The 25,876-nt window shown below is 73.7% G+C and carries 22 protein-coding genes; 7 read left to right on the plus strand and 15 right to left on the minus strand.

The features are described 5' to 3' along the window. Window positions 1–20: 20 nt before the first annotated feature. From ACIRNI_RS17850 to ACIRNI_RS17860, 3 genes are read left to right on the plus strand one after another with little or no spacing between them, the layout of a single operon-like run. The gene (locus ACIRNI_RS17850) at window positions 21–4,994 is read left to right on the plus strand and encodes a caspase family protein (protein ID WP_403552332.1); all 4,974 of its coding nucleotides are present in this window, start codon (window positions 21–23) and stop codon (window positions 4,992–4,994) included. After that, on the plus strand, window positions 4,987–5,361 hold the full coding sequence (locus ACIRNI_RS17855) for a hypothetical protein (protein WP_403552333.1): 375 nt from the start codon (window positions 4,987–4,989) through the stop codon (window positions 5,359–5,361). Before ACIRNI_RS17850 ends, ACIRNI_RS17855 begins: the two co-directional genes overlap by 8 nt. After that, on the plus strand, window positions 5,358–5,960 hold the full coding sequence (locus tag ACIRNI_RS17860) for a hypothetical protein (RefSeq protein WP_403552334.1): 603 nt from the start codon (window positions 5,358–5,360) through the stop codon (window positions 5,958–5,960). Before ACIRNI_RS17855 ends, ACIRNI_RS17860 begins: the two co-directional genes overlap by 4 nt. Window positions 5,961–5,989: 29 nt before the next feature. Here ACIRNI_RS17860 and ACIRNI_RS17865 read toward each other — a convergent pair whose 3' ends face one another. The 8 genes from ACIRNI_RS17865 to ACIRNI_RS17900 form a co-directional block, all read right to left on the minus strand. After that, window positions 5,990–6,526, minus strand: coding sequence for an arginine repressor (locus ACIRNI_RS17865; protein ID WP_403552335.1), 537 nt, complete (start codon window positions 6,524–6,526; stop codon window positions 5,990–5,992). A 7-nt stretch (window positions 6,527–6,533) separates the two neighbouring features. Further along, a complete protein-coding gene (locus ACIRNI_RS17870; protein ID WP_403552336.1) occupies window positions 6,534–7,745 on the minus strand; it encodes an acetylornithine transaminase in 1,212 nt (403 codons plus the stop codon). Further along, complete coding sequence (argB, locus tag ACIRNI_RS17875) at window positions 7,742–8,641, minus strand: acetylglutamate kinase (protein WP_355362447.1); 900 nt, start codon at window positions 8,639–8,641, stop codon at window positions 7,742–7,744. The genes ACIRNI_RS17870 and argB overlap by 4 nt, the downstream gene beginning before the upstream one ends. Before the next feature lie 6 nt (window positions 8,642–8,647). Further along, window positions 8,648–9,799, minus strand: a complete 1,152-nt coding sequence (gene argJ, locus ACIRNI_RS17880) for a bifunctional glutamate N-acetyltransferase/amino-acid acetyltransferase ArgJ (RefSeq protein ID WP_403552337.1) — start codon at window positions 9,797–9,799, stop codon at window positions 8,648–8,650. Then, window positions 9,796–10,824: an N-acetyl-gamma-glutamyl-phosphate reductase gene (gene argC / locus ACIRNI_RS17885; protein WP_403552338.1), complete on the minus strand. Its 1,029-nt coding sequence runs from the start codon at window positions 10,822–10,824 to the stop codon at window positions 9,796–9,798. The genes argJ and argC overlap by 4 nt, the downstream gene beginning before the upstream one ends. A gap of 83 nt (window positions 10,825–10,907) precedes the next feature. Then, window positions 10,908–13,301 carry an ATP-binding cassette domain-containing protein gene (locus ACIRNI_RS17890; RefSeq protein WP_403552339.1) on the minus strand — a complete coding sequence of 798 codons (2,394 nt, stop codon included), beginning with the start codon at window positions 13,299–13,301 and terminating at the stop codon, window positions 10,908–10,910. Between the two features lie 225 nt (window positions 13,302–13,526). Continuing rightward, window positions 13,527–13,943 carry a VOC family protein gene (locus ACIRNI_RS17895; protein ID WP_403552340.1) on the minus strand — a complete coding sequence of 139 codons (417 nt, stop codon included), beginning with the start codon at window positions 13,941–13,943 and terminating at the stop codon, window positions 13,527–13,529. Window positions 13,944–13,953: 10 nt separating this feature from the next. Beyond that, a complete protein-coding gene (locus ACIRNI_RS17900; protein ID WP_403552341.1) occupies window positions 13,954–14,436 on the minus strand; it encodes a helix-turn-helix transcriptional regulator in 483 nt (160 codons plus the stop codon). A 91-nt stretch (window positions 14,437–14,527) separates the two neighbouring features. Here ACIRNI_RS17900 and ACIRNI_RS17905 point away from each other — a divergent pair, with 91 nt between their 5' ends. Together ACIRNI_RS17905 and ACIRNI_RS17910 are read left to right on the plus strand one after the other, a co-directional pair. Continuing rightward, on the plus strand, window positions 14,528–15,370 hold the full coding sequence (locus ACIRNI_RS17905) for a class I SAM-dependent methyltransferase (protein WP_403552342.1): 843 nt from the start codon (window positions 14,528–14,530) through the stop codon (window positions 15,368–15,370). Next, complete coding sequence (locus tag ACIRNI_RS17910) at window positions 15,370–15,960, plus strand: TetR/AcrR family transcriptional regulator (RefSeq protein WP_403552343.1); 591 nt, start codon at window positions 15,370–15,372, stop codon at window positions 15,958–15,960. Before ACIRNI_RS17905 ends, ACIRNI_RS17910 begins: the two co-directional genes overlap by 1 nt. 15 nt (window positions 15,961–15,975) lie before the next feature. On the opposite strand, the gene ACIRNI_RS17915 is transcribed toward ACIRNI_RS17910, so the two are convergent. The 4 genes from ACIRNI_RS17915 to ACIRNI_RS17930 are packed head-to-tail and all read right to left on the minus strand — an operon-like array spanning window position 15,976 to window position 20,149. Beyond that, window positions 15,976–16,656 carry a response regulator gene (locus ACIRNI_RS17915; RefSeq protein WP_403552344.1) on the minus strand — a complete coding sequence of 227 codons (681 nt, stop codon included), beginning with the start codon at window positions 16,654–16,656 and terminating at the stop codon, window positions 15,976–15,978. After that, window positions 16,653–17,990, minus strand: coding sequence for a sensor histidine kinase (locus ACIRNI_RS17920; RefSeq protein ID WP_403552534.1), 1,338 nt, complete (start codon window positions 17,988–17,990; stop codon window positions 16,653–16,655). The genes ACIRNI_RS17915 and ACIRNI_RS17920 overlap by 4 nt, the downstream gene beginning before the upstream one ends. Window positions 17,991–18,015: 25 nt before the next feature. Further along, window positions 18,016–19,206 carry an acyltransferase gene (locus ACIRNI_RS17925; RefSeq protein ID WP_403552345.1) on the minus strand — a complete coding sequence of 397 codons (1,191 nt, stop codon included), beginning with the start codon at window positions 19,204–19,206 and terminating at the stop codon, window positions 18,016–18,018. Continuing rightward, complete coding sequence (locus ACIRNI_RS17930) at window positions 19,199–20,149, minus strand: alpha/beta hydrolase (protein WP_403552346.1); 951 nt, start codon at window positions 20,147–20,149, stop codon at window positions 19,199–19,201. The genes ACIRNI_RS17925 and ACIRNI_RS17930 overlap by 8 nt, the downstream gene beginning before the upstream one ends. A 278-nt stretch (window positions 20,150–20,427) precedes the next feature. On the opposite strand from ACIRNI_RS17930, the gene ACIRNI_RS17935 reads away from it, so the two are divergent. Then, window positions 20,428–21,651, plus strand: coding sequence for a beta-ketoacyl-[acyl-carrier-protein] synthase family protein (locus tag ACIRNI_RS17935; RefSeq protein ID WP_403552347.1), 1,224 nt, complete (start codon window positions 20,428–20,430; stop codon window positions 21,649–21,651). A gap of 33 nt (window positions 21,652–21,684) precedes the next feature. Here the strand turns inward: ACIRNI_RS17935 and ACIRNI_RS17940 are convergent, their stop codons facing one another. From ACIRNI_RS17940 to ACIRNI_RS17950, 3 genes are all read right to left on the minus strand, one after another. Beyond that, complete coding sequence (locus ACIRNI_RS17940; protein WP_403552348.1) at window positions 21,685–22,854, minus strand: methyltransferase; 1,170 nt, start codon at window positions 22,852–22,854, stop codon at window positions 21,685–21,687. A 31-nt stretch (window positions 22,855–22,885) separates the two neighbouring features. Beyond that, entirely contained in the window at window positions 22,886–23,326 is a 441-nt protein-coding gene (locus ACIRNI_RS17945) for a GNAT family N-acetyltransferase (protein ID WP_403552349.1), read from the minus strand. Window positions 23,327–23,433: 107 nt separating this feature from the next. Then, the gene (locus ACIRNI_RS17950; protein ID WP_403552350.1) at window positions 23,434–24,873 is read right to left on the minus strand and encodes a PLP-dependent aminotransferase family protein; all 1,440 of its coding nucleotides are present in this window, start codon (window positions 24,871–24,873) and stop codon (window positions 23,434–23,436) included. Between ACIRNI_RS17950 and ACIRNI_RS17955 the strand changes: the two genes are divergently transcribed. Then, window positions 24,872–25,849 carry a DMT family transporter gene (locus ACIRNI_RS17955; protein ID WP_403552351.1) on the plus strand — a complete coding sequence of 326 codons (978 nt, stop codon included), beginning with the start codon at window positions 24,872–24,874 and terminating at the stop codon, window positions 25,847–25,849. The two genes, ACIRNI_RS17950 and ACIRNI_RS17955, sit on opposite strands and share 2 nt — an antisense overlap. Window positions 25,850–25,876: the final 27 nt, after the last annotated feature.

The raw sequence follows: 25,876 nt of genomic DNA on the forward strand, positions 1-25,876 counted from the left end.
TCTGTTCGGGGGGAGAGACCATGGCGGAAACCCGCGTCGCGCTGCTCATCGGAGTGGCGTCCACACCGGACGCCGAGCACAGGTTCGGCCGCCTCGAAGAAGCGGTCGCCGCCGACCAGCGGGCTCTGGGCGACTCGCTCCGAGCCGCCGGCTACACGGTCGAGACGCTGCCCCACGCGACGCGGGCCGAGATCACCACCACCATCCACGAGGTGTCCCGGCGCGTGCCGTCCGACGGCACCCTCCTGATCCACTTCTCCGGGCACGGCATCCGGGTCGGTGACACCGACTACCTCGTCCCGGCCGACGCCCGCGCGCCGCACACGGCCGGAGACGCGTGGTGGCAGCCGTACCTCGCCACGCTCGTCCCGGCCGACATCAGCCCGTTCCTCGCCGCCTCCGCGGCCGGCACGGTGCTCTGGCTGATCGACGCCTGCCGCAGCGGCGACACCGACGGCACGGAGCCGTTCGGCAGCCGCATCCTCAGAGGCCAGCCCTCGGGCCGCTTCGCGGTGATGACCGCGTGCGGGCCCGCTCAGCAGGCCGGGTTCACGTCCGAGGGCAGCTTCTTCACCCTCGCCCTCGCGGAGGCCCTCGGCCCCCTGACCCGCGCACGCACCGTCCAGGAGGTGTACGAGGCGGCCAAGCAGCGCACCGTGCGCATGGCCCGCCGACGGGCGGGCGCACGCCAGGAACCACAGGTCTATTACGGCACCGAGCTGGGCGAGGAGGCCCGGACCGCGGTCGTCTGCGAAGGGCGGCCGCTGCTGGACGCCTGGCGCGGTGCCGCGGTGGACACCCCCCTGTGGGAACGGGTCACCGACCGGGAAGGGCTCGGCGTGCGGGCGCTCCAGGAGCACCTGGCCGCGCTGGCCGAGACCTGCGCCTCCGTGGTCCACCTCGCCCAGAAGCGCATGCCGGACCCCTGGGCGGACGACGCCTTCCCCGTCCGGCTCCTGCGGGACCGGCTGCCGGGGCTGCTGCCCAAGGCGGTGAGGCTCGACCCCGTCGAAGCCGCCGCGCTGGTCGCCGCGCCGTTCCTGTACGAGGCGGCCCGGGCCCGGCTGCTGAGCCAGGCGCGGGACATCAAGGCGTACACGGTGTGGCGCCGGGAGGACGGCGACGCCTGGCGCAGGCACTACGAGCAGGTGGCCGAGCACCATCCGCACATCGCGCAGAAGGTGTCCGCGTGCTGGTTGAACGGTTCGCGCGAGGAGGCCATGAGCGTGGCGCTCTGGCTGGTGCACCGGTGGATCGAGGAGCGGTTCGAGACCGACGAGGACCCCGTCCCGGACGTGGAGGCCGGACCGTTCGCCGCGGCCCTGCTGAGCAGGCAGGGTGACGGGGGCGGCCGGGCGCCCGCACTGGCGGCGGCTCTGCGGGCGGTCGCCGCGGGCATCGCCGTCGGGGCTCCCGAGGAGGACCCGCCGGGCCTCGCCTCCGGCCGGATCCTGCTACCCGGCGGACACCAGACCCTGCGCCTGCGCGAACTGGCGGGGCTGCTGCGCCTCGCCGCCGTCCTCGCGCTCGATGCCCGCACCCTGCCCGACGTCATCGCCGAGCACCTCGCCGTCTCGGACCCCGTCCTGCCGCAGGACGTGGTCGACGGCGTACGGCGAGCGGCATGGGACACCGACGACCACGGCACCCACCTGGACCTGGAGTGCTCCCATCCCGCACTCCACGCCGCGCTCGCGGGCGTCGTCGAGCACGCGGACGAGCTCGCGCGCGCCCTGAGGGAGTCCGCGCAGCAGCTGCCGCCGTCGCGCGCCGGCCTGCTGGCCGGGGTGCCGGCCCGGGTGACGGACCGGGGGCTGCGCCCCTCCGGGGACAACGGCCGCAACGCCTACGACGTCCCGCTGCTGCGTTTCAGTCTCGCGCAGACCGAGGTACGGGACCTCCTCATGGGAGAGCGGCTCTACGAGGGCGAGTCGGCGCTGGCCGTGCGCGAGCTGTACCAGAACGCCATGGACGCCTGCCGCTACCGGGCGATGCGATGGCGCTACCTGGACAGCAGGGGCAGCGAACCGGTGAGGTGGTCGGGCCGCATCTCGCTCACCGAGGGCGAGGACGAGCGCGGGCGCTACATCGAGTGCCTGGACAACGGCGTGGGCATGAGCGTGGAGCAGCTGAAGAGCACTTTCACGCAAGCCGGCCGCCGGTTCGGGCAGACACGTGCCTTCCGGCAGGAGCAGGCCGCCTGGCTGCGGCACGACCAGAGCCTGCGGCTCTACCCCAACAGTCGTTTCGGTATCGGCGTGTTCAGCTACTTCATGCTGGCCGACGAGATGTCCATCGTCACGAGGCCCGTCGCCCCCGACGGCACGGTGGCGGGCAGGGGCCTGAGGGTCGACATCTCCAGCAGCGGCAGCCTGTTCCGGATCCAGGAGTACGGCCGCGGGGAGGGGGGCTGCGCCGAGGGCGGGACACGCGTGCGGCTGTATCTGCGCGACTCCGCCCGGGCGGTGTCGTGTCTGGCCACGCTGCGCGAGCTCGTGCTGGTCAGCGAGTTCGACCTGCGGGTGTCCGACGCGTCCGGACGGGAGAAGCACTGGCGCGCCGGAGAGCTCCAGCCGCCTGCAGAGGCCGACGGCACATGGGCGGTGGAGGCCGTTCCCGGGGTGCTGTGGTGGGTGGCCGACGGCGGTGCGGTGCTGTGCGACGGGATCCGCACGGACAAGAAGCCGTTCGGGTACGTGCTCAACCTCACCGGGCCGCACGCCGGTGAGCTGAGCGTCAACCGCAAGAAGCTGCAGTCGTACGACCACCGTTGGGCGACGGCGATGTGGCGGGAAGGTGCCGGCGCGCTGGCGTCGTCGTCGGGGCTGTCGTTCGAGTGGCTTTGGACCCTGGAGAGCCGGAACCCCTCCGCGGCCCGGCAGCTCTGGCGGGACTGGCAGGGCAAGGGTCTGCGGATGGACGCGTGGGGCGCGCCGAAGGACCTCGACACCGTCGGCTGGTTCCACTGGGACGCGAACGTCATGAGGAGCAGTCCCGCGCCGTACCGGAACGAGAACCGCTGGGCCTACACCAGGGCATGGCGGGCGGCTGCCCTCGGCAACCGCCATCTGGCACGCCAGGAGCCCGCTCCGGCGTCGCTGGCGGGGTACCCCGTGCCGGAGCCCGGCTGGGCGGGCGTCGTGTCGGCGGTCACGCAGGACTGGCGTACGGCAGTGGCGGCGGCGTACGCACAGGGCGTCACCGTGGCCGCGGTGCTGCGGGCGGCACGCGCCCTGCGCGTTGCCCATCCGCGGCTGGCGCCGCCGGCTGTGCGCCGGCCAGGGGACCTGGAGTGGGTGCCCGATACGCGTGACTCCCAGATCATGAAAGGCTTGCTGGGGCCGGAGGCCGAACCCTGGCAGAAGCGCGAGGGCAACAACTACCGGCACTCCCCCGACGACCTCGGTGGCCTGGTCCGGGCCTCCGCCGCCGCGCACCTCCCCCTCGGTGACCTGGCACGGGCGGCCGAGCGCTACGCGCCCTTCCTGCGGGCGCCGGTCGCCGCCGTACCGGAGCACCATGACAAGCATGTGTGCGACAACGGCGATCTCCAGATCCTCTACCTGGAGGAGAACGACGCATGGCGCCGGACACGGTGGCCGTGGGACGTGGTGCGTATCGCGCGCCGACTGCACCTCGATCCGCACTCCGTACGGGAACGCCTGGCGCTTTTCGACTGGTTGGGATGGACGGCTCCCAGCGAGCGGTCCGTCGAGCGGTGGGATCGCCTTCCGTTCGACATCCTGAACGTGGTCGTGGACTATCTGCTCCCCACCGAGGATGGGGGCGTGGAACTGGCCTGGGGAGCGACCGTCAAGCTCGCGGCGCAGTGGGAGGTCTCCCTGCGCAAGGCGGAGAAGGAACTGTCGCGCTGGGCCGCGCTCCTGGGCCTGCGCCACACGCGGCGCTACCGAAAAGGGACCGGCAAGGGCGTCCACGTGGAGCCGGACACCGCCGCGCTCCTGAGCAGCGCCTATACCTGCGGCATCCGGCCCGAGAACGGGCTGACGCTGCGCGACCTGGCGTACGCACGGCCCCATGACATGGACTGGGAGGGGCTGTCGTACGCGGTCGAGGAGCTGCAAACCGCCGGACTGGACGTTCCCCCAGCCGGCGCCCTGCTGCGGTCATGGAGCGCCATGCCGCTGACGGATCAGTACCTGTTCTCGGGTCAGGACACGTCGTTCGACGCGTCCGACTACCCCGTGCTGCCCACCGGGGACGTGCTCTACTCCGCAGCCCTCCTGCTGAGGTCGCCGCTGGGCAAGACGTGGAAGCGGGCCCGGCGGTGCGCGAAGGGCCTCGGCCTCACCGTGCCTCCGCTGCCGGCGGAACTGGCGGATCTGCGCCCCGGCCGTGAGGAGGCGGGTGCCCTGCTGGGGTGGGGCGACGACGATGACGACCCCCTGCGCGACGGCGAGTGGTTCGAGCCGCCGCGGTGGGCGCCGCTGACGGCCGACAGACTCGCCGAGTACGCCCGCGCGCTCCACATCGGGCCCCGCGACGCCTACCGCCGCCTGTCGCGGCTGAGGCCCGTCGGAGCGCTCGTGCCGGAGCTCACCGAGGGGGAGGTGGGGTGCCTTCCGCAGGAAAGGCCAGAGGCCGAGGACCAGCTGGCCCTCAAGGCCGAACTCCGCGTCTCCGCTGCGGGGTCCCCGCTCGTACCGCTCGACCTGGTCGGTATCGCGGCGCGGCTCGGCGAGGACGTGCGTCGCAGCTGGCGGCGCGTCGCGCCGTACCTCTGCATGGAGGAGACGCCCCGCCTGCCCGGATGGCCGCAGCCGGCCGTGCCGGAGGTGCTGCCCCTGTGGCAGGACCTGATCCTGCTGTCCGCGTACGGGGACGGCATGCTGCCCGCCCTGCACGGGCCCGTGAGCGCGCACCAGGTGAGCTTCGCCGCCCACGCCACCGGCGCGACCGAGGCGTGGGTGAGGGAGCGCCTGCGCCTGTACGCACCGCTGTTCGAGCTGACCATGGAGGACGAGGTTGACTGACCACCCCGCCGCGCACGACGTCGGCGTTCCGTACCTGGAGACCGACTTGGGGCGTGCCGTCACACCCTTCTCCCAGCGCACCACGGCGGACGGCCTGCGGATCGTGGTCGAGGGTGTCTGCCCGCGCTGTTACGGGCCCACGGTCACCGAGTATCCGTACGGCATGCCCGGTGTCGGTATGAAGAGCCCGTGGCCCTTCCGGGCCCGCGCGGCGCATCCCGCTCCCGATGTCCTCGCCGACGAGGTGCACTTCTGCGAGTGCGGCCATCCGCATCCGTCCCTGCCCCCGGACGCCGCCTTCGTCGGCTGCGGTGCGAGCTGGCGTCTGGCGGCCGGCGCGGAAGCGGCCGCGGACGGCGGGTCGTGAGTACGCGGTCGGACCGGCGCTGGGCGGAGCTGGCGCGGGAGCTGGAGTTCACCCAGCTTCCCGAGCTGCGCCGCCAGGCCGAGGGCTGGAGGAACGGGCTGGCGGGTCTGACGGCCCTGCTCGCCGTCCTCACGGTGGTCAAGGGGCAGGACCAGCTGTCCGGGCTGCCCGCCGCCACCGGCCGGTGGGCCGCCGGGCTGGCCGCGGCGGCCTTCGCGGCGCTGGTGTGCGGCGCCCTGCTCGCCGTGCGGGCCGCGCACGGGCGTCCGGGGAAGCGGATCGTTCTCAGCGGTCAGAACCTGCGCCGCTGGACGGCGGGCGAAGTGGTCCGCGTCACCCGCTCGCTGCGGTGGGCCGCCGTGTGCTGCGTCTCGGGGCTGGCGCTCGCCGCCGGGGCCACCGGAGTGGTGTGGACGGCGGCCGCCGCGCCGCCGGGGCATCCCGTGCGGGTCACCACGCCGTCGGCCGAGCTGTGCGGCGATCTGGTGAAGGCGGATCGCGCCGGTGTCGTGGTGCGGACCGGGCGGGGCGCCGCCAAGGCGCTCCACACCGTTCCGCACACGGCCCTGGTGTCCCTCACCCCGGTCGGCGGTTGCTGACCAGGGCCGTTGCCGACCAGGGCATCGCCCTACCCCTCCTTCTGCGCCAGCCGCAGCAGATGGTCCGCGAGCGCCTGGCCGCCCGACGGGTCGCGGGAGATGAGGAGCAGGGTGTCGTCGCCCGCGATGGTGCCGAGGACCGCGTGGAGCTCGGCCTGGTCGATCGCGGAGGCGAGGAACTGGGCCGCGCCCGGCGGGGTGCGCAGCACCACCAGGTTGGCGGAGGCCTCGGCGGAGATCAGCAGTTCGCCGGAGAGGCGCCGCATGCGCTCCTCCTTGGCGGACTCGCCGAGGGGCGCCTGCGGGGTGCGGAACCCGCCCTCGCTGGGGACGGCGTAGATCAGTTCGCCGCCCGTGTTGCGGATCTTCACCGCGCCGAGCTCGTCGAGGTCGCGGGAGAGCGTCGCCTGGGTGACGCTCAGCCCGTCGTCCGCGAGGAGCTTCGCCAGCTGGCTCTGGGAGCGGACCGGCTGCCGGTTGAGGATGTCCACGATCCGGCGGTGGCGTGCGGTGCGCGTCTGCGGAACGGACGGCCCGCCGTGCTCGTTGTCCTGGGCCTCGCTCATCGTCGTCTCATTCTCCGGATCGTCCGTCCCCGTTGGCACTTGCGTCGAGGGCGCCGGGCAGGGCCCGGAGGAAGGCGTCCACCACGTCGTCGCCGATGATCAGCGGGGGCATGAGCCGTACGACATCGGGGGCGGGCGCGTTCACCAGGAGGCCGGCGTCCTGAGCCGCCTGCTGCACCCGCGGTGCGAGGGGCTCGGTGAGCACGATACCCAGCAGGAGGCCGGCACCACGGACGTGGGAGACCAGCGGGTGGCCCAGGGCCTCGATTCCGTCGCGCAGCTTCTCGCCGACGCGCTTGACCTGGTCGAGGGCCCCGTCGGCCGCGAGGGTGTCGATCACGGCGAGTCCGGCGGCGCAGGCGACGGGGTTGCCGCCGAAGGTGGTGCCGTGGTGTCCGGGCTTCAGCAGGTCGGCCGCCGGGCCGAAGGCGACGGTCGCGCCGAGCGGCAGGCCGCCGCCGAGGCCCTTGGCGAGGGTGACGATGTCCGGGTCGACGCCGTGCGCCTGGTGCTCGAACCAGTGGCCGCACCGGCCGATGCCCGTCTGCACCTCGTCGAGGACGAGGAGCGTGCCGGTGGCGCGGGTGATCTCCCGGGCCGCCTTCAGGTAGCCGGCGGGCGGGACGACGACGCCGTTCTCGCCCTGGATCGGCTCGATGACGACGAACGCCGTCTCCTCGGTGACGGCTGCGCGCAGCGCGTCGGCGTCTCCGTACGGTACGTGCGTGACGTCACCGGGCAGCGGCAGGAACGGCTGCTGCTTGGCGGGCTGGCCGGTGAGGGCGAGCGCGCCCATGGTGCGGCCGTGGAAGCCACCGTCGGTGGCGACCATGTGGGTGCGCCCGGTCAGCCGGCCGATCTTGAAGGCGGCTTCGTTGGCCTCGGCCCCGGAGTTGCAGAAGAAGACCCGGCCGGGCCGGCCGAAGAGCTGGAGCAGCCGCTCGGCGAGCGCGACGGGCGGCTCGGCGACGAAGAGGTTGGAGACGTGGCCGAGGGACGCGATCTGCGTGGAGACGGCCTCCACGATCGCGGGGTGGGCGTGGCCGAGGGCGTTGACGGCGATGCCGCCGACGAAGTCGAGGTACTCGGTGCCGTCGGCGTCCCAGACCTTGGCGCCCTCACCGCGTACGAGGGGGAGCCGGGGCGTGCCGTAGTTGTCCATCAGCGCGCCCTGCCACCGCTGGGTCAGCTGCGCGTTGCCGCTCGTGGTCGCGGTCATGACTCCCCCTGTCCGTCCGGCACGACCATCGTGCCGATGCCCTCGTCGGTGAAGATCTCCAGCAGGATGGAGTGCTGCACGCGGCCGTCGATGACGCGCGCGGTCGTCACGCCGTTGCGTACGGCGTGGAGGCAGCCCTCCATCTTGGGGACCATGCCGCTGGAGAGCTCGGGCAGCAGCTTCTCCAGCTGGGTGGCGGTGAGTCGGCTGATGACCTCGTCGGAGTGGGGCCAGTCCTCGTACAGGCCCTCGACATCGGTCAGGACCATCAGCGTCTCGGCGCCCAGCGCCGCAGCGAGTGCCGCAGCCGCCGTATCAGCATTGACGTTGTAGACATGTCCGTCGTCCTGGGAACGGGCAATCGACGAGACGACCGGGATGCGGCCGTCGGCGAGCAGGGCCTCGATGGCGCCGGTGTCGATCCCGGTGATCTCCCCGACGCGCCCGATGTCGACGAGCTCGCCGTCGATGCGCGGCTGGTGCTTGGTGGCGGTGATGGTGTGGGCGTCCTCGCCGGTGAGGCCGACGGCGAGCGGGCCGTGCTGGTTGAGCAGCCCGACGAGCTCGCGCTGGACCTGTCCGGCCAGGACCATCCGTACGACGTCCATCGCGTCCTCGGTGGTGACCCGGAGGCCCGCCTTGAACTCGCTGACGATGCCGTGGCGGTCGAGCGCGGCGCTGATCTGCGGGCCGCCGCCGTGCACGACGACCGGCTTGAGGCCGGCGTGGTGCAGGAAGACGACGTCCTGGGCGAAGGCGGCTTTCAGGTCCTCGTCGATCATGGCGTTGCCGCCGAACTTGATGACGACGGTCTTGCCGCGGTGGCGGGTCAGCCAGGGCAGCGCCTCGATGAGGATCTGGGCCTTGGGCAGGGCGGTGTGCTTACGGGTGCTCATGAGTCCTCAGGAGGAGTACGCGCTGTTCTCGTGGACGTAGTCGGCGGTGAGGTCGTTGGTCCAGATGACGGCGGACTCGGACCCGGCGGCGAGGTCGGCGGTGATCGTCACCTCGCGGTAACGCATGTCGACGAGGTCGCGGTCCTCGCCGACCGAGCCGTTCTTGCAGACCCAGACGCCGTTGATGGCGACGTTGAGCCGGTCCGGCTCGAAGGCGGCCTTGGTGGTGCCGATGGCGGACAGGACGCGGCCCCAGTTGGGGTCCTCGCCGTGGATGGCGCACTTGAGGAGGTTGTTGCGGGCGATGGAGCGGCCCACCTCGACGGCGTCCTCCTCGGAGGCGGCGTTGACCACCTCGATACGGATGTCCTTGGACGCGCCCTCGGCGTCGCCGATGAGCTGCCGGCCGAGGTCGTCGCAGACGGTGCGTACGGCGTCGGCGAACTCCTCGTACGCGGGCGTCGCGCCGGAGGCGCCGGAGGCGAGCAGCAGGACGGTGTCGTTGGTGGACATGCAGCCGTCGGAGTCGACCCGGTCGAAGGTGACGCGGGTGGCGTCGCGCAGCGCCTTGTCGAGCGTCGGGGCGTCGAGGTCGGCGTCGGTGGTGAGGACGACGAGCATGGTGGCGAGGCCGGGGGCGAGCATGCCCGCCCCCTTAGCCATGCCGCCGACGGTCCACCCGTCCTTGGTCACCACAGACGTCTTGTGGACGGTGTCGGTGGTCTTGATCGCGATGGCGGCCTTCTCGCCGCCGTGCTCGCTGAGCGCCTCGGCGGCCTTCTCCACGCCCGGCAGGAGCTTGTCCATGGGCAGGAGTACGCCGATGAGGCCGGTCGACGCGACGGCGACCTCGCCCGCGCCGATGTCCAGGACGTCGGCGACCTTCTCGGCGGTGGCGTGGGTGTCCTGGAAGCCCTTCGGGCCGGTGCAGGCGTTGGCGCCGCCGGAGTTGAGGACGACGGCGGTCAGCTCGCCGCTCTTCAGGACCTGCTCGGACCACTGGACGGGCGCCGCCTTGACGCGGTTGGAGGTGAAGACGCCCGCGGCTGCGCGGCGGGGCCCGGTGTTGACCACGAGGGCCAGGTCCGGGTTGCCGTTCTGCTTGATCCCGGCGGCGATGCCCGCCGCCGTGAATCCCTTCGCTGCCGTGACGCTCACGGTGCCACTCCGATCGTGGAAAGTCCGGTGGTCTCCTCGAGACCGAGGGCGATGTTCATGCTCTGCACCGCGCCGCCGGCGGTGCCCTTGGTGAGGTTGTCGATGGCGCTGATCGCGATGACGCGGCCGGCCGTCTCGTCGTACGCGACCTGGACCTGGACGGCGTTGGAGCCGTAGACGGAGGCGGTCGCGGGCCACTGCCCCTCCGGGAGGAGGTGGACGAACGGCTCGTCGGCGTACGCCTTCTCGTACGCGGCGCGTACGTCCTCGGCCGTGGTGTCCGGCTTGGCCTTGGCGCTGCAGGTGGCGAGGATGCCGCGGGCCATGGGGGCGAGGGTCGGGGTGAAGGAGACGGTGACCTTCTCCCCCGCCACACCGCTGAGGTTCTGGCTCATCTCGGGGGTGTGCCGGTGCCCGCCGCCCACGCCGTACGGGGACATGGAGCCCATGACCTCGGAGCCGAGGAGGTGCGGCTTGAGCGCCTTGCCCGCGCCGGAGGTGCCGGTGGCCGCGACGATCACGGCGTCCGGCTCGACGAGCCCGCCGCCGTACGCCGGGAAGAGCGCGAGCGATACGGCGGTGGGGTAACAGCCGGGCACCGCGACGCGCCGGGACCCCTCCAGCGCGGCGCGGGCGCCCGGCAGCTCGGGAAGGCCGTAGGGCCAGGTCCCGGCGTGCGGGGAGCCGTAGAACTTCTCCCAGTCGGCGGCGTCCTCCAGCCGGAAGTCGGCGCCCATGTCGACGACGAGGACGTCGTCGCCGAGCTGCTCGGCGACGGCGGCGGACTGCCCGTGCGGCAGCGCCAGGAACACGACGTCGTGCCCGGCGAGGACCTCCGCGGTGGTCGGCTCCAGCACCCGGTCGGCGAGCGGCAGCAGGTGCGGCTGGAGCCCGCCGAAGCGCTGTCCGGCGTTGGAGTTGCCGGTCAGGGCGCCGATCTCGACGCGGGGGTGGGCGAGAAGCAGGCGGAGGAGCTCTCCGCCCGCGTATCCGCTCGCGCCCGCCACTGCTGCTCGTACTGCCATCGGTCCTCCTCGGTGATGGCATGACTATACGCAGCTATGCAGTTTTATGCAAAGGTTTTCCGGAGTCCCGCCGGCCGTCCCGCTCAGGCCCCGACGTACGCCGCGAGGTGCTCGCCGGTGAGGGTGGAGCGGGCGGCGACGAGGTCGGCGGGGGCACCTTCGAAGACGATCCGGCCGCCGTCGTGGCCGGCGCCCGGGCCGAGGTCGATGATCCAGTCGGCGTGCGCCATGACCGCCTGGTGGTGCTCGATGACGATGACCGACTTGCCCGAGTCGACGAGCCTGTCGAGCAGGCCGAGCAGCTGCTCGACGTCGGCGAGGTGGAGGCCGGTGGTCGGCTCGTCGAGGACGTACACACCGCCCTTCTCCGCCATGTGCGTGGCGAGCTTGAGCCGCTGCCGCTCGCCGCCGGAGAGCGTGGTGAGCGGCTGGCCCAGGGTGAGGTAGCCGAGCCCGACGTCGGCGAGCCGCGTCAGGATCTTGTGGGCCGCCGGGGTGCGCGCCTCGCCGGTGGAGAAGAACTCCTCGGCCTCGGTCACCGACATCGCGAGCACCTCGCTGATGTCCCGGCCGCCGAGGTGGTGGTCGAGGACGGAGGCCTGGAACCGCTTGCCCTCGCACTCCTCGCAGACGGTGGCGACGCCCGCCATCATCGCCAGGTCGGTGTAGATGACGCCCGCGCCGTTGCAGGTGGGGCAGGCGCCTTCGCTGTTGGCGCTGAAGAGCGCCGGCTTGACGCCGTTGGCCTTGGCGAAGGCCTTGCGGATGGGGTCGAGCAGCCCGGTGTACGTCGCCGGGTTGCTGCGCCGCGAGCCGCGGATCGGGGTCTGGTCGATGGACACCACGCCGTCGTCCGGGCGGATCGACCCGTGGATGAGGGAGCTCTTGCCGGAGCCGGCCACGCCCGTGACCACGCAGAGCACCCCGAGCGGGACGTCGACGTCGACACCTTGCAGGTTGTTCGTCGTCGCGCCGCGGATCTCCAGCGTGCCGGTGGGCTTGCGCACCGCCTCCTTGAGGGCGGCCCGGTCGTCGAGGTGGCGGCCGGTGACGGTGTCGGCGGCCCGCAGCCCCGCGACGGTGCCCTCGAAGCAGACCGTGCCGCCCGCCGTGCCGGCGCCGGGGCCGAGGTCGACGACGTGGTCGGCGATGGCGATCACCTCGGGCTTGTGCTCCACGACGAGCACGGTGTTGCCCTTGTCGCGCAGCCGCAGCAGCAGGTCGTTCATCCGCTGGATGTCATGGGGGTGCAGGCCCGCGGTCGGCTCGTCGAAGACGTAGGTGACGTCGGTGAGCGAGGAGCCGAGGTGGCGGATCATCTTGACGCGCTGCGCCTCGCCGCCCGACAGCGTGCCCGACGGCCGGTCGAGCGAGAGGTAGCCGAGACCGATCTCCACGAAGGAGTCCAGGGTCTGCCGCAGCGAGGCGAGCAGCGGCGCCGCCGAGGGCTCGTCGAGACCGCGGACCCATGCGGCGAGGTCGCTGATCTGCATCGCGCAGGCGTCGGCGATGCCGACGCCGCCGATCTTGGAGGAGCGGGCCGCCTCGGTGAGCCGGGTGCCGTCGCAGTCGGGGCAGGTGGTGAAGGTGACGGCCCGGTCCACGAACGCCCGGATGTGCGGCTGGAGCGCCTCCCGGTCCTTGGACAGCATCGACTTCCGGAGCTTCGGGATCAGTCCCTCGTAGGTGAGGTTGATGCCCTCGACCTTGATCTTGGTCGGCTCCTTGTGGAGGAGGGCGTCCAGCTCCTTCTCGGTGAAGTCGCGGATCGGCTTGTCGGGGTCGAAGAAGCCGCAGCCGCTGTAGATGCGGCCGTACCAACCGTCCATGGTGTAGCCGGGGATGGTGAGCGCGCCCTCGTTGAGCGACTTGGAGTCGTCGTACAGCTGGGCCAGGTCGACGTCGGAGACCCTGCCCATGCCCTCGCAGCGCGGGCACATCCCGCCGGTGATCTTGAAGTCGCGCCGCTCCTTCGTCGTCTTCCCGCCGCGTTCGAAGGTGACCGCGCCCGCTCCGCTGATGGAGGCGACGTTGAAGGAGAAGGCCTGCGGCGAGCCGATGTGCGGGCGGCCGAGCCGGCTGAAGAGGATGCGCAGCATCGCGTGGGCGTCGGTGACGGTGCCCACCGTGGAGCGGGGGTTGGCGCCCATCCGCTGCTGGTCGACGATGATCGCGGTCGTCAGGCCTTCGAGTACGTCGACGTCGGGCCGCGCCAGTGTCGGCATGAAGCCTTGGACGAAGGCGCTGTAGGTCTCGTTGATCAGCCGCTGCGACTCCGCGGCGATCGTGTCGAACACCAGCGAGCTCTTGCCCGAACCGGAGACTCCGGTGAACACCGCCAGCCGGCGCTTGGGGATCTCCAGGCTGACGTCCTTGAGGTTGTTCACACGCGCGCCGTGCACACGGATCAGGTCGTGGCTGTCCGCGGTGTGCGGCGGCACGGGCGACTGCGTGTCCGTCGTCGTGGCCATGCTCATCGTCTCTCCCTCTGCGGGCGGGGCCGGTGTCTCTGTCGGCCGCTGCGGCCGGCGATCTTGCGGCGTCGGGGAAGTATCCCTCCTGCCGGGGAGCGCGACCACCGCCGGCCGCGCTCCCCGACGGGACGGCCGAGTCGCTTGCCCCGCCGGGGAGTTGGAGCGCTCCGCGGCAGGGGGCCGGACCCGGCCGAGGCCGGTCCTTACCGCGGCCTGCGGGGCTGGTCCTTACCGCTTGCGGGGCTGGTTGAAGCGGAGCATGTTGCCGGCCGGGTCGCGGAAGGCGCAGTCGCGCACGCCGTACGGCTGGTCGATCGGCTCCTGCAGCACCTCGCCGCCGGCGGCCCGGATGCGTTCGAAGGTGGCGTCGCAGTCGTCGGTGGTGAAGATCACGCCGCGCAGCATGCCCTTGGCCAGCAGTTCGGCCATCGCCTGCCGGTCGGCGGGCGAGGCGTTGGGGTCGGCGAGCGGCGGCTCCAGAACGATCTCCACGTCCGGCTGCGCGGGCGAGCCGACGGTCACCCAGCGCATCCCCTCGAACGCGACGTCGTTGCGCACCTCGAAGCCGAGGACGTCGCGGTAGAAGGCGAGCGCCTTGTCATGGTCGTCGACGGCGATGAAGCACTGCGAGAGTTTGATGTCCATGCCCTCGACGCTACGAGGCGGCGGCGGCTTCCGCTTCTCCGATCCTGACCGATGCTTCTCCGGCCCCGACCGGTTGTTCCCCGACCCTCACCGGTTCGCGGTTCCTGGCCGGTCGGGTGAGGACCTTGGCGACGCACGCCGGGATCCCGGCACCGGCCTCGTGGGGGCGGGCCCGGTAGGCGCTCGGGCTCTCGCCCACGAGCTCGGTGAAGCGCGAGCTGAACGAGCCGAGCGAGGTACATCCCACCGCGAAGCAGACCTCGGTCACGCTCATGTCGCCCCGCCGCAGCAGCGCCTTCGCCCGCTCGATGCGGCGGGTCATCAGGTAGTTGTAGGGCGTCTCCCCGAACGCGGCGCGGAAGCTGCGGGAGAAGTGCCCGGCCGACATGTGGGCGACCCTGGCCAGCGCGGGCACGTCCAGCGGCTGCGCGTAGTCGCGGTCCATCACGTCCCGGGCGCGTCGCAGCCGTACCAGGTCATCCAGGGTCGCCATACGCACCAGCATGGCACGCGGCCGGGGCGCCGGGGCGGGCGCGGCGTCGTGGACCTTGACGAGTGGGCATGCGCCCACTAAGGATGGGCACATGCCCACTCCACCGGAGCGAGGTCGCTCCTCCGCGCACGAGCCTCACCAACACCGCCGGGTGGCCGAGTCGTTCGGCACGGACGCCGAGCGCTACGACCGGGCCCGGCCTCGCTATCCCCAGGCCCTGGTGGAGCGGATCGTCGCCGGCAGCCCGGGCCCCGGCGTCCTCGACGTCGGGTGCGGTACCGGCATCGCCGCCCGGCAGTTCCAGGAGGCCGGCTGCCGGGTCCTCGGGGTCGAGCCCGACCCGCGTATGGCCGACCGGGCGCGGCGGCTGGGAACCGAGGTGGAGGTGGCGACGTTCGAGGCGTGGGATCCGGCGGGCCGGGCCTTCGACGCGGTCGTCGCCGGCCAGGCCTGGCACTGGATCGACCCCGCCGCGGGAGCGGCCCAGGCCGCGCGCGTACTGCGCCCCGGCGGCCTGCTGGCCCCGTTCTGGAGCGCCTTCGAGTTCCCGTCCGACCTGGCGGAAGCCGTCGCCGAGGTCTGCCGGCGGGCGCTGCCCGACGCGCCGTTCGACCCCCACGCGATGGCGCGGGGCGCCCTGGACGCGTACCGGGCGGTCTTCGCCAAGGCGGCCGACGGCATGCGCGAGGCGGGCGGCTTCGGCGCCCCGGAGCAGTGGCGCTTCGACTGGGAGTGGTCCTACACGCGAGACGCGTGGCTGGATCAGATGCCCACCCAGGGCGCCTTCACCCGCCTCCCGCCGGACAAGCTGGCGGAGGTTTTGGAGGGTGTCGGGGCCGCCATCGACGCGCGGGGCGGCGGCTTCACGATGCGTTACGTCACGGTGGCGGTCACCGCGGTGCGAGGCGGGGCCGGAACTCGAGGCGGGGCCTGATGCCGACGGGAGTGGCCCTCCGCGACGCCCGCGAGCAGCTGTTCGACGCCGCCGAGCGCGTCCTGCTCCGGGACGGGCCGAACGCGTTGACCAGCCGGGCGGTCACCACGGAGGCGGGCTGCGCCAAGGGCGTCCTGCACCGGCACTTCGCCGACTTCGACGCCTTCCTCGCCGAGCTCGTACGCGACCGGGTCCGGCGCATCGACGACCAGGCCGGGGCCCTGCGCGCCTGCGCCGGGAGCGGTTCGGTCACCGACAACCTCACCGGCGCGCTGACGGGCCTGTTCCGGTCGGTCGCCGTGTCCATCGTCGCCCTCGTCATCTCCCGCGACGAGCTGCGCGCCCGGCTGCGCCGGGACAGGCCGGCCGGCGTCCCGGTCCTGGCGGAAGCCGCCGCGATGATCGCCTCGTACCTGACCGCCGAGCGGGAACGGGGGCGCATCGACGCCGACGCCGACGTCGACACCCTGGCTCCCACGCTCATCGGCGCCGTGCACCTGCTGTTCGCCGACCGGGAAGGCGCGCCGCCGGAGGACGGAGCCGTCGCCAAGGTCGTGACCGCGGTCCTCGCCGGCGCCGTACGCCGGTGAGGGCGCCCGACCGGCTCAATACCCGGCCGGGCGGACCAGGCCCGTCTCGTACGCGAAGACCGCCGCCTGCGTGCGGTCGCGCAGGCCCAGTTTGACGAGGATCCGGCCGACGTGGGTCTTCACGGTCTGCTCGGCGACGACCAGACGCTCGGCGATCTCCGCGTTGGACAGGCCCTGCGCGATCAGCGCCAGCACTTCGGTCTCGCGCTCCGTCAGGTCGCCGGCGCGGCCCTGGCGCGGGGTGCGGACGGTGGCGGTGCGGGTCACGCGGGCGAACTCGGCGATGAGCCGCTTGGTGATGTTCGGCGCGAGCAGTGCCTCGCCCCCGGCCACGACCCGTACCGCCTGGGCGAGTTCGTCGGCCGACGCGTCCTTGAGGAGGAAGCCGGAGGCGCCCGCGCGCAGCGCCTCGTACACGTACTCGTCGAGGTCGAAGGTGGTCAGGACCAGGACGCGCGCGGTGGCTCCGGGTGCCGCGGTGATGCGGCGCGTGGCCTCGATGCCGCCGAGGCCGGGCATGCGGATGTCCATCAGGACGACGTCCGGGGCGAGTTCGGCGACCTTGGCGACGGCGTCGAGACCGTCCACGGCCTGGCCGACGACCTCGATGCCCGGTTCGGCGTTGAGCAGCACCGTGAAGCCCTGGCGGACCATCATCTGGTCGTCGGCGATCAGGACGCGGATGGGGGTCGTCATACGGGGTCCTCGGTGGTCGGGTTCGTCGCGTGCGCCGGCAGGACCGCGGTCACCTCGTAACCGCCGTCCGGGGTGGGCCCGGTGGCGAGGTCGCCGCCGAGCATCGCCGTGCGCTCCCGCATGCCGAGCAGTCCGTGACCGGTGCCTGGCGAAGGCTGGGCGGGGTGGAGCGGCGGAGTGTTGGTGACGCGGACGGTGAGCCCGGAGGGGTGGTACCCCGTCTCCACGCGCACCTCCGCCCCGGGCGCGTGCCGCATCACGTTGCTGAGCGCCTCCTGCACGATACGGAACGCCGACAGCTCGACACCCGGCGGCAGCGGACGCGGGGTTCCGGTGGTGCGGGCCGTGACGGTGACACCGGCGCCGCGCACGCCCGCGACGAGCTCGTCCAGCTGGGCGAGGGTCGGCTGCGGGGCGTGGCGCGCGCCCTCGGCGAGGGCCTCCTCGGAGCGCAGGACGCCGAGGACGCGGCGGAGTTCGGTGAGGGCCTCGACGGCGTTCTGCCGGATGCCGGCGAGGTTCTCACGCAGCTCGTCGGACGGGTCGGCGACGAGGTGCGGGGCGACCTGCGCCTGGATGGAGATGACCGACATGTGGTGGGCGACCACGTCGTGCAGCTCGCGCGCGATCCGGTGGCGCTCCTCCAGCAGGGTGCGCCGGGCCCGTTCCCCGGCGGTGAGCTCCGCCTGGGCGACCAGTTCGGTACGGGCCACCTGGCGGCCGCGCAGAGCCGAGCCGAGCACGGTCGCGCCCACGAGGACCGGCACGGCCAGGCTGACACTCCCGAGGTGGTATCCGGAGCCCACGGCGTCCAGCAGCAGAAGGAGGCCCGCCAGGAGGGTGAGGACCAGTGCCGTGGCCGCGGCCCGCAGCCGCACCCGCAGGGCGAGCAGGAACAGCACGCCCGCCTGCACCACCAGCCCGCCGGACGTCCAGGGGTACGGCACCCCCGCGTGGGCCGGGAGCGGGCCCGGTATCCAGGAGTGCGGGGCGACGGCGCCGTCGGCCACCGGCTGCGTGGCCATGATCATGACGAGTGTCGCCGCCCACCAGGCCGGGACAGGGAAGTACAGCCCGGCGACGAGCGCCGCAGCCTGGACGGAGGCGAGCAGCAGGCCCAGCCCGTCGCCCAGTCCGTAGTCCTCGCCGTACTCCTCGGTGCCCAGGATGACCAGCGTCCCGGCGATCAGCATCAGCGGCACCACGAGCGCGGGCCGCCAGTCGAGCCAGCGCGGGGCCCGGGCACCCGGCAGTCCTTCCGGGTCCGCCGTCAGCAGGTCCTCGCGCAGGGCGCGCAGCACCGCACGCGGGCCCTTCGCCCAGCGCTCCCCCATGATCCCCCTCGTCACAGGGCTCACCCTAAAGCGTGTCTTGCCGGTCACGCCGCGCCTCCCTATCCCGCGCGGGGCCGCCCACGCGCACCACTCGGCTCGCGCCCGGACCCGAGGGCCTGCCGGAGCCCTGTTCGTACGTGCGGAACGCCACCCGGCACACCAGCAGCGCCGCCGCGAACAGCGGCAGCCAGGCGAGGCGGGCCAGGATCCAGCCGGCGCCGTCCGGCACGGTGTGCAGCCCCGGAAGGGGCCCGTCCGCGAGCAGGCCGAGCGCGGTGACGGCCATCATCGCGGTCTGGTGCCAGAGGAAGACGGTCATCGCGGAGAGGTTCACCAGCGCCACGGCCGCCCACGCCGCGGGCCGCCTCAGCACCCGCCGCAGCGGGCCCGTCAGCAACAGCGCCGCCCCGCACTGGGCGAGTCCGAAGGTGACGGCGGCGAGCGTCGGCGGGTTGAGGTTGGAGACCGCGGCGCCGGGCACCCCGACCATGGACGCCGGGTAGCCGGCGAACAGGACGAGACCGGCGGTGGCGGCGGCGCCGACGGCGAGCAGCGCCCATCCCGTCGTACGCCCCGGCAGGCCGTGCCGCGCCCAGAGCGTGCCCAGGCAGTACGGCACCAGCCAGCCGGCCGCCACGTTGGCCCAGCCGAGCGCGTCCGGGCCGCCGAGGCCGAAGCGCGCCAGGTCGACGTGGAGCACGACGGCGAGCGGCCACAGCGGGTGCAGCCGCGCGACCAGCGGGGTCGCCGCCGTCAGCGCCGCGAGGACGAGCAGGAACCACAGGGGCGACAGCACCAACTTGAGCAGGGCGCGTACGGTCCCGTCGCCCGCCCCGGCGGCCAGCATCGCGACCGCCGCCACGGCCCACACCGCCACCACGGCGACCACCGGCCGGGACAGCCGGACCAGGCGCGCGCCGAGCCACCTCCGGTACGGCGCACCCCCGGCGCGCGCCGCCGCGTGGCTCTGCGCGGCCACGTACCCGCCGACGAGGAAGAAGACGGCGAGGGTCTGCAACAGCCAGGAGACGGGGGCGAGGTGGGGCAGGTACGACACCGGGCTGGTGGCACGGACCGTGCCGCTGTCGGCGACGAGGGCCGTCACCAGCCAGTGCCCGAGGACCACGCCGAGGATGGCGAGCGCGCGCAGGGCGTCGACGGCGCGGTCGCGACCGGGCGGGGTGGCGGCGTCGATCCGCCGGACGAGCTCACGCATCGGGAACCTCCCCGGAGACGATGCGGGCGAGGGTGCGCAGGGGTACGGAACCGGGTGCGAGGTAGTCGCTGTGGCCGCCCGCTCCGGCGTCGAAGACGCGCGCGCCGAACTCCGGAGACACCGGATCGGTCCCGAACCCGACGGTGGTGAGGAAGGGGACCCGGAGCCGTACGTGCGGCACGTCGGCGATCCAGTCGGCGGCGCCCCGGCCCGCCCAGACGGTGGCCGTGGTGCGCAGCTGCCGGGCGGTGCCGGTGCGGCCCGTGCCCGGGCTGCCGTACAGGACGATGTCGGCGACGGGCAGGCCCGGGGCCGCGTCGGCGCAGACGACGGAGCCGTACGAGTGGCACAGGAGCGCGATCCGGGCGGCGGGCTTGGCGCGGGCCAACTCCCTTACGAAGGCGGCCAGTCGCGGCCCGGCGTCCGCGGCCCGGCCGTCCGTCAGGGCCTCGGGGCCCAGGGTGCGCGGCGTCGCGTAGCCGAGCCAGGCGACGACGGCCGCCCGGTCGCCCAGCTCGCGCTGGAGCGCCACGGCGCCGGCGTGGAAGCGCCCGTACGTATCGAGGCCGGTGTCGGCGCCCGGGACCAGGACCGCGACGCGGTCGGCGCGTGCCAGGTCCCCGACGACCTCGGCGGTGCGGCCGCCGTCGCGGCCGTCGAAGTGGAGGAAGCGGCGTTCCGGGTCCGCCATCGCGCGCAGCGCGGCGGCCCGCCGGCGGTCGCCGTGGCCGGCGGCCATGCGCTCGGCCGCGCGGAGGGAGGCGCGGTTCGCGGCGTACCGCGCGTCGAGCGTCCCGGGCGTGGCCGTGGCGGCCGTCAGCGGCGCGAGGCGGGGCGGGGCGGGCGCCGGGACGGCCGAGGGGCGGGCCGCGGCCGACACCGGCAGCGCCACCGAGGTGGTGAGGAGCGCGGCGAGCAGGGCGCGGCGCAGGCGGGACGCCATGAGCGGTCCTTCCGTACCGGAGGAGGTGTGGTGGTGCGTGCTTCCGGTGCGGACGTTATGGATCGCGTCGGGTGATCCGCGTCCCGCCAGGGTGGGCATTCGGGCGGTGGCTCTCAGGTATGACGGGTAGGGGGTGGCGGCCCACGTGACTGTGGGTTTCCTCTAAACACGCGCGACCGGATTCCGTGGAGACACGCACCTGACGATGGATCGGATCGCTGACAGAGTGACAGGCGAAGTGATCTTGTTGTGTGGTTTCAATAAAGGAGGGTGTGCCAGTGAGCGCTTACACGAGTGACGTGGTGGTGACGGGTCTCGGCGCCACCACCCCGCTCGGCGGGGACGCCGCCGCCACGTGGGCGGGGATGCTGGCCGGCCGGTCGGGGATCCGCCCGATCGAGGAGGAGTGGGCGGCCGGGCTGCCCGTACGGATCGCGGGCCGGCTCGCGGTCGAGCCGACCGAGGTCCTGGACCGCGTCCAGGCCCGGCGCCTGGACCGCTGCGAGCAGGTCGCGCTCGTCGCCGCCCGGGAGGCGTGGGCCGACGCGGGGGCGCCGGAGGTCGAGCCGGAGCGGCTGGCCGTGGTGGTCGGTACGGGCACGGGCGGGGCCCTGACCATGCTCGGCCAGGACGACGTGCTGGAGGCGTCCGGGGTCCGGCGGGTGTCCCCGCACACGGTGCCGATGCTGATGGCGAACGGCCCGGCCGCCTGGGTCAGCATCGAGCTCGGCGCCCGGGGCGGCGCGCACACCCCGGTCAGCGCCTGCGCGTCCGGCGCGGAGGCGATCGCCATGGGCCTGGACCTGATCCGGCTGGGCCGGGCGGACGTGGTGGTGGCGGGCGGCGCCGAGGCGTGCGTCTGCCCGCTGACGCTGGCCGGGTTCGCGCAGGCCAGGGCCCACTCGACGCGTAACGACGCCCCGGAGCGGGCGTCCCGGCCCTTCGACGTGGACCGGGACGGCTTCGTCATCGGCGAGGGGGCCGGGGTGGTGGTGCTGGAGCGCGCGGACTTCGCCGCGGCGCGGGCGGCTCGCGCCCATGCGGCGCTCGCCGGGGCGGGCGTGACGTCGGACGCGTACCACATCACGGCCGCGCACCCGGAGGGCCAGGTGCGCGCGATGCGCCTGGCGCTGGCGGCGGCGGGCCTGTCACCGCTGGACATCGGGCACGTCAGCGCCCACGCGACCTCCACGCCCAAGGGCGACCTGGCGGAGGCGCAGTCGGTGGCCGAGGCCGTCGGCACGCACGCGGCCGTGACCGCGACCAAGTCGATGACGGGTCATCTCTTCGGCGCGGCGGGAGCGGTGGGCGCGCTGGCGGCGATCCTGGCGGTGCGCGACGGCGTCGTCCCGCCGACGGTGAACGTCGAGACGCTGGACCCGGAGGTGAAGCTGGACGTCGTCACCGGGGCGCCGCGGCGGGGGCCGGTGGGCGCGGCGCTGACGAACGCGTTCGGCTTCGGCGGGCACAACGCCTCGCTGGTGTTCACGGCGGCGCCGTAGGGCCCGTGCCGACACCCCCCTAGGGGGCGGGCGTTACCGCTTCGCCGCCCGCAGGACCACGAACTTCGGGCTGCCGGCGACGACCTGGCAGTTGCCGAAGATCCGCCGCAGCGTCAGGTGGTAGCCCAGGTGCCGGTTGCCGACGACCCACAGCTCTCCGCCGGGCCGCAGCGCGCGGCGCGCGTGCGTGAACATGCGCCGGGCCGTGCGGTCGGTGGTGGCCTGGTGGCTGTGGAAGGGCGGGTTGTTCAGGACGAGGTCCACGGAGTCCGCGGGGACGTCCGCGAGCCCGTCGCCGACCAGGAACTCCGCCTTCGTCCCGCCCGGGCCGCTCTCCCGGTACGTCTCCTCCGCCGACGCCACCGCCTGGTACGACTCGTCGGCGAAGAGCAGTTCCGCGTCCGGGTCGGCGAGCGCCATCGCGAGGCCGACGACGCCGTTGCCGCAACCGAGGTCGACGACGCGGCGGCCCGGACCCGCCGCCGGCAGGTGCCGGAGGAAGAAGCGCGTGCCGATGTCGAGGCGGTCGGCGCAGAAGACGCCCGCGTGGTTGACGACGGTCCGGCCGGCCACGGGGGCCGGGGCGTCGTCGGGCAGCGCGTACCGGTACGGCCAGGGGCTCGTGGTGCGCGGCAGCGACGGGTCCGGCGTGGAGAAGATCAGGCGGGCCTTCTTGACGGCCAGCGAGGTGCGGGTGGGGCCGACGAGCCGCTCGAAGAGCTGCAGCGTGGAGGTGTGGATCTCCTTGACCATGCCGGTGCCGACGACGACCGTGCCCGCGTGCAGCGCGGGGGCGAGGCGGTGCAGCTGGTCCTCCAGGAGCGCGAGGCTCCTGGGGACGCGGACGAGCAGCACGTCGACGCGGTCGGGCGGGGTGTCGCGCGTGGTGAGGAGCCGCACGGACGCCTCCTCGACCCCGTTGCGGGCGAGGTTGGCGCGGGTGGCCTCGCGGGCGAGGAAGGAGTCGGTGATCTGTACGGGGGCGGGGCCGGTCCGTTCGCGGTGGAGCCCGGCGAGCGAGGTGACCAAGGCCCCCCACCGGTCGCCGACGACGGCCACGGTGCCGGAGAGGTCGGTGGACTCCTCCGCCAGGTGGCGCAGCAGGTACTCGTCGGCGGCGTCCCACGCGCGCAGCGGGTCGCGCGGGTCCTCGGGGAAGCGGGCGAGCTCGGCATCGCCCCAGGGCGTGGTCAGACGGTTCATCGTGACCTCAGGCTAGCCGCTCGCCCGCGGCCTACCGGAATCGGAGCGCCATCCAGTGCTCGGGCACGTCGAGGGAGCGGAAGCCCACCTTCTCGTACACGCCGTGCGCGTCCTCGGTGGCGAGCATGATGCGCTTGACGCCCAGGGGGGCGAAGTGGTCGCGGACCGCTTCGACGAGGGCGGTGCCCAGGCCCTTGCCGCGGGCGGCGCGGTCGACGTAGACGTCGCAGAGCCAGGCGAAGGTGGCGTGGTCGGTGACGGCACGGGCGTAGCCGACGAGTTCACCCGAGCCGGTCTCGTAGAGGCCAAAGTTGAGCGATCCGTCGATCGCCCGGTCCTGCTTGTCGCGGCTGCGGCCGAGCGCCCAGTACGCGTCGGTCGACAGCCAGTGGTGGACGCGGGCGCGGTCGAGGCGGGCGGGGTCGGTGGAGATCTCGTACGCGTCCAGGGCGTTCGCCGTCAGGGGGTCCATGATCGGACTCTGGCAGGGCGGGGGGCGGTTGTCAGTGGCGCGTGCCACGCTTTTCTGCGAGGGGCCGGTTTCCCCGAGGGGCCGGTTTCCCCGAGGGGCCGGTTCGCTCACCGCCGCAGTTCGTCGTGGGCGGCGCGCAGCCGGCGTACGCCCTCGGCGAGCTCGGCCGGTCCGGCGACGGCGGCGAAGCTGAGGCGTACGTGCCCGGCGGGCGGTTCGGCGCAGAAGTAGGGGCGGCCGGGGGCGACGGCGACGCCCGCGCGCAGGGCGGCGGCGAGCAGGGCGGGCTCGTCGGTGGTGTCGGGGAGGCGGAGCCAGAGATGGTGGCCGCCGGTGGGGAGGTGCGGGAGGGCGAGTTCGGGCAGGTGCAGCGCGAGCGCGGCGGCCATGGCGTCGCGCCGGGACTTCAACTCGGCCGACACGGCGCGGAGGTGACGGCTCCAGGCCGGAGACCCGACGAGCTCCAGGGCGGCTTCCTGGAGGGGGCGCGGCACGAAGAAGGTGTCGACGACCTGGATGGCGCGGAGCCGTTCCAGCACCGGGCCGCGCGCGGCCAGCGCGCCGACCCGCAGGCTGGGCGAGGCGATCTTGGTGAGCGAGCGGACGTGGACGACGACGCCGTCCGGGTCCTCGGCGGCGAGCGGCGCGGGGAGCGGGCCCGCGTCCTCGTGGACGAGGTGGCGGGCGAAGTCGTCCTCGACGACGAAGGCACCGGCCTCGCGGGCGATGCGCACCACCTCGCGGCGCCGCTCGGCGGGGAGGACCGCGCCGGTGGGGTTCTGGAAGAGCGGCTGGGTGACGAAGACACGGGCGCCCGTGGCCCGGAAGGCGGCGGCCAGCAGGTCGGGGCGGACGCCGTCGCGGTCGGCCGGTACGGGCACGGGGCGGACCCCGGTGGCGCGGGCGACGGCCAGCATGCCCGGATAGGTGGGTGACTCGACGAGGACGGGGGCGCCGGGCGGGGCGAGGGCCCGCAGCGCGGTGGCGATCGCGGACTGGCCGCCCGCGGTGATCAGGACGTCGGCGGCGGTGACGGTGCCGCCGATCTCGCGGGCGAACCAGTCGCGCAGCTCGTGCAGTCCGTCGGTGGGCGGCCGGCTCCAGGCGCCGGGCCGCCGTCCGGCGCGGGCGAGCGCGGCGGCGAGGGCCCGCTCGGGCTGGAGGGAGGGGTGGAGATAGCCGCCGTTGAACTCGACCACGCCGGTGTGCGGCGCGGCGAGGGTGACGAGGACACCGGACGCGTCGACGGAGCGCGGCACGAGCTCGGTCGCGGAGTCGGCGCTGAGGGCGACCTCCTGCCAGGAGGTGTCGCCCGCCTCCGGTGTGCCGGTGGCGCGCGGCCGGGCCCGGAAGGCGCCCGCGCCGGGGCGGGTGACGACCAGGCCCTCGGCGGAGAGCTGGGCGAGGGCCCGGGAGACGGTCACCGGGGAGACCCGGTAGCGCTCGACCAGGGCCCGACTGGAGGGCAGCTTTCCACCTGGAGAGTAGCGGTCCAGCTCCTTTTTCAGGGTGGCTGCCAGTTCAGCGACGCTGCTACGCTCGTGCATGACAGCACAGAATAGCGCTACCACCCCGAACGCGATAGCGGTGGAGACCCCCGCCGCCCCCCGGACCCCGACGCCCGCACCCGCGTCCGGGACCCCGACGCCCGGGGCCGCCGCCGACCGCCGCGGCATGGGCACGCTGCTCGCCTCGCTGGGCGTCGTCTCCTTCTCGCTCACCTTCCCGTCCACCGCCTGGGGACTGGAGAGCTTCGGCCCCTGGTCGCTCGTCGCCGTGCGCTCCACGCTCGCCGCGCTGATCGCCGGAGCCTTCCTGCTCGCGCTGCGCGTACCGGTCCCGGACCGCCGCCACTGGGCCGGGCTCGCGGTGGTCGGCGGCGGTGTCGTGGTGGGCTTCCCCCTGCTGACCACGCTGGCGCTGCGGACCTCGACCACCTCGCACGCCGCCGTGGTGGTGGGGCTGCTGCCGCTGACGACCGCCGTGTTCGCCGCGGTGCGCACCGGCCGGCGGCCGTCGCGCGCCTTCTGGGCGGCCGCGCTGGCCGGGGCGGCGGTGGTGATCGCGTTCACCGTGCAGCAGAGCGGCGGCGACGTGTCGGCCGGCGACCTGTATCTGTTCGGGGCGCTACTGGTGTGTGCGGCCGGTTACACCGAGGGTGGCCGGCTGGCCCGGGTGATGCCGGGCTGGCAGGTCATCGGCTGGGCGCTGGTGATGTGTCTGCCGCTCGCCGTGGCCGGTTCGGCGGTCGCGCTGGCCTACGAGCCGGTGCGGCTGACCACGCACGGCGTCGTGGGTCTGGTCTGGGTGGCGGCCGGATCGACCTTCTTCGGGCTGTACGTCTGGTACCGGGGCATGGCGGCGGTGGGCATCGCCCGGGCCAGCCAGCTCCAGCTGGCCCAGCCGCTGCTCACCCTGGCCTGGTCGGTGTGGCTGCTGGGCGAGTCGGTGTCGGCCGCCGCGCCGCTGGCGGCCGGAGCGGTCCTCGTCTGCATCGCGGTCACCCAGCGGACCGGCTCCTGAGCCCCCCGACACTCGGGTGACGCGGGA

The organism is Streptomyces sp. NPDC093546, assembly GCF_044765045.1.
Lineage (GTDB): Bacteria > Actinomycetota > Actinomycetes > Streptomycetales > Streptomycetaceae > Streptomyces.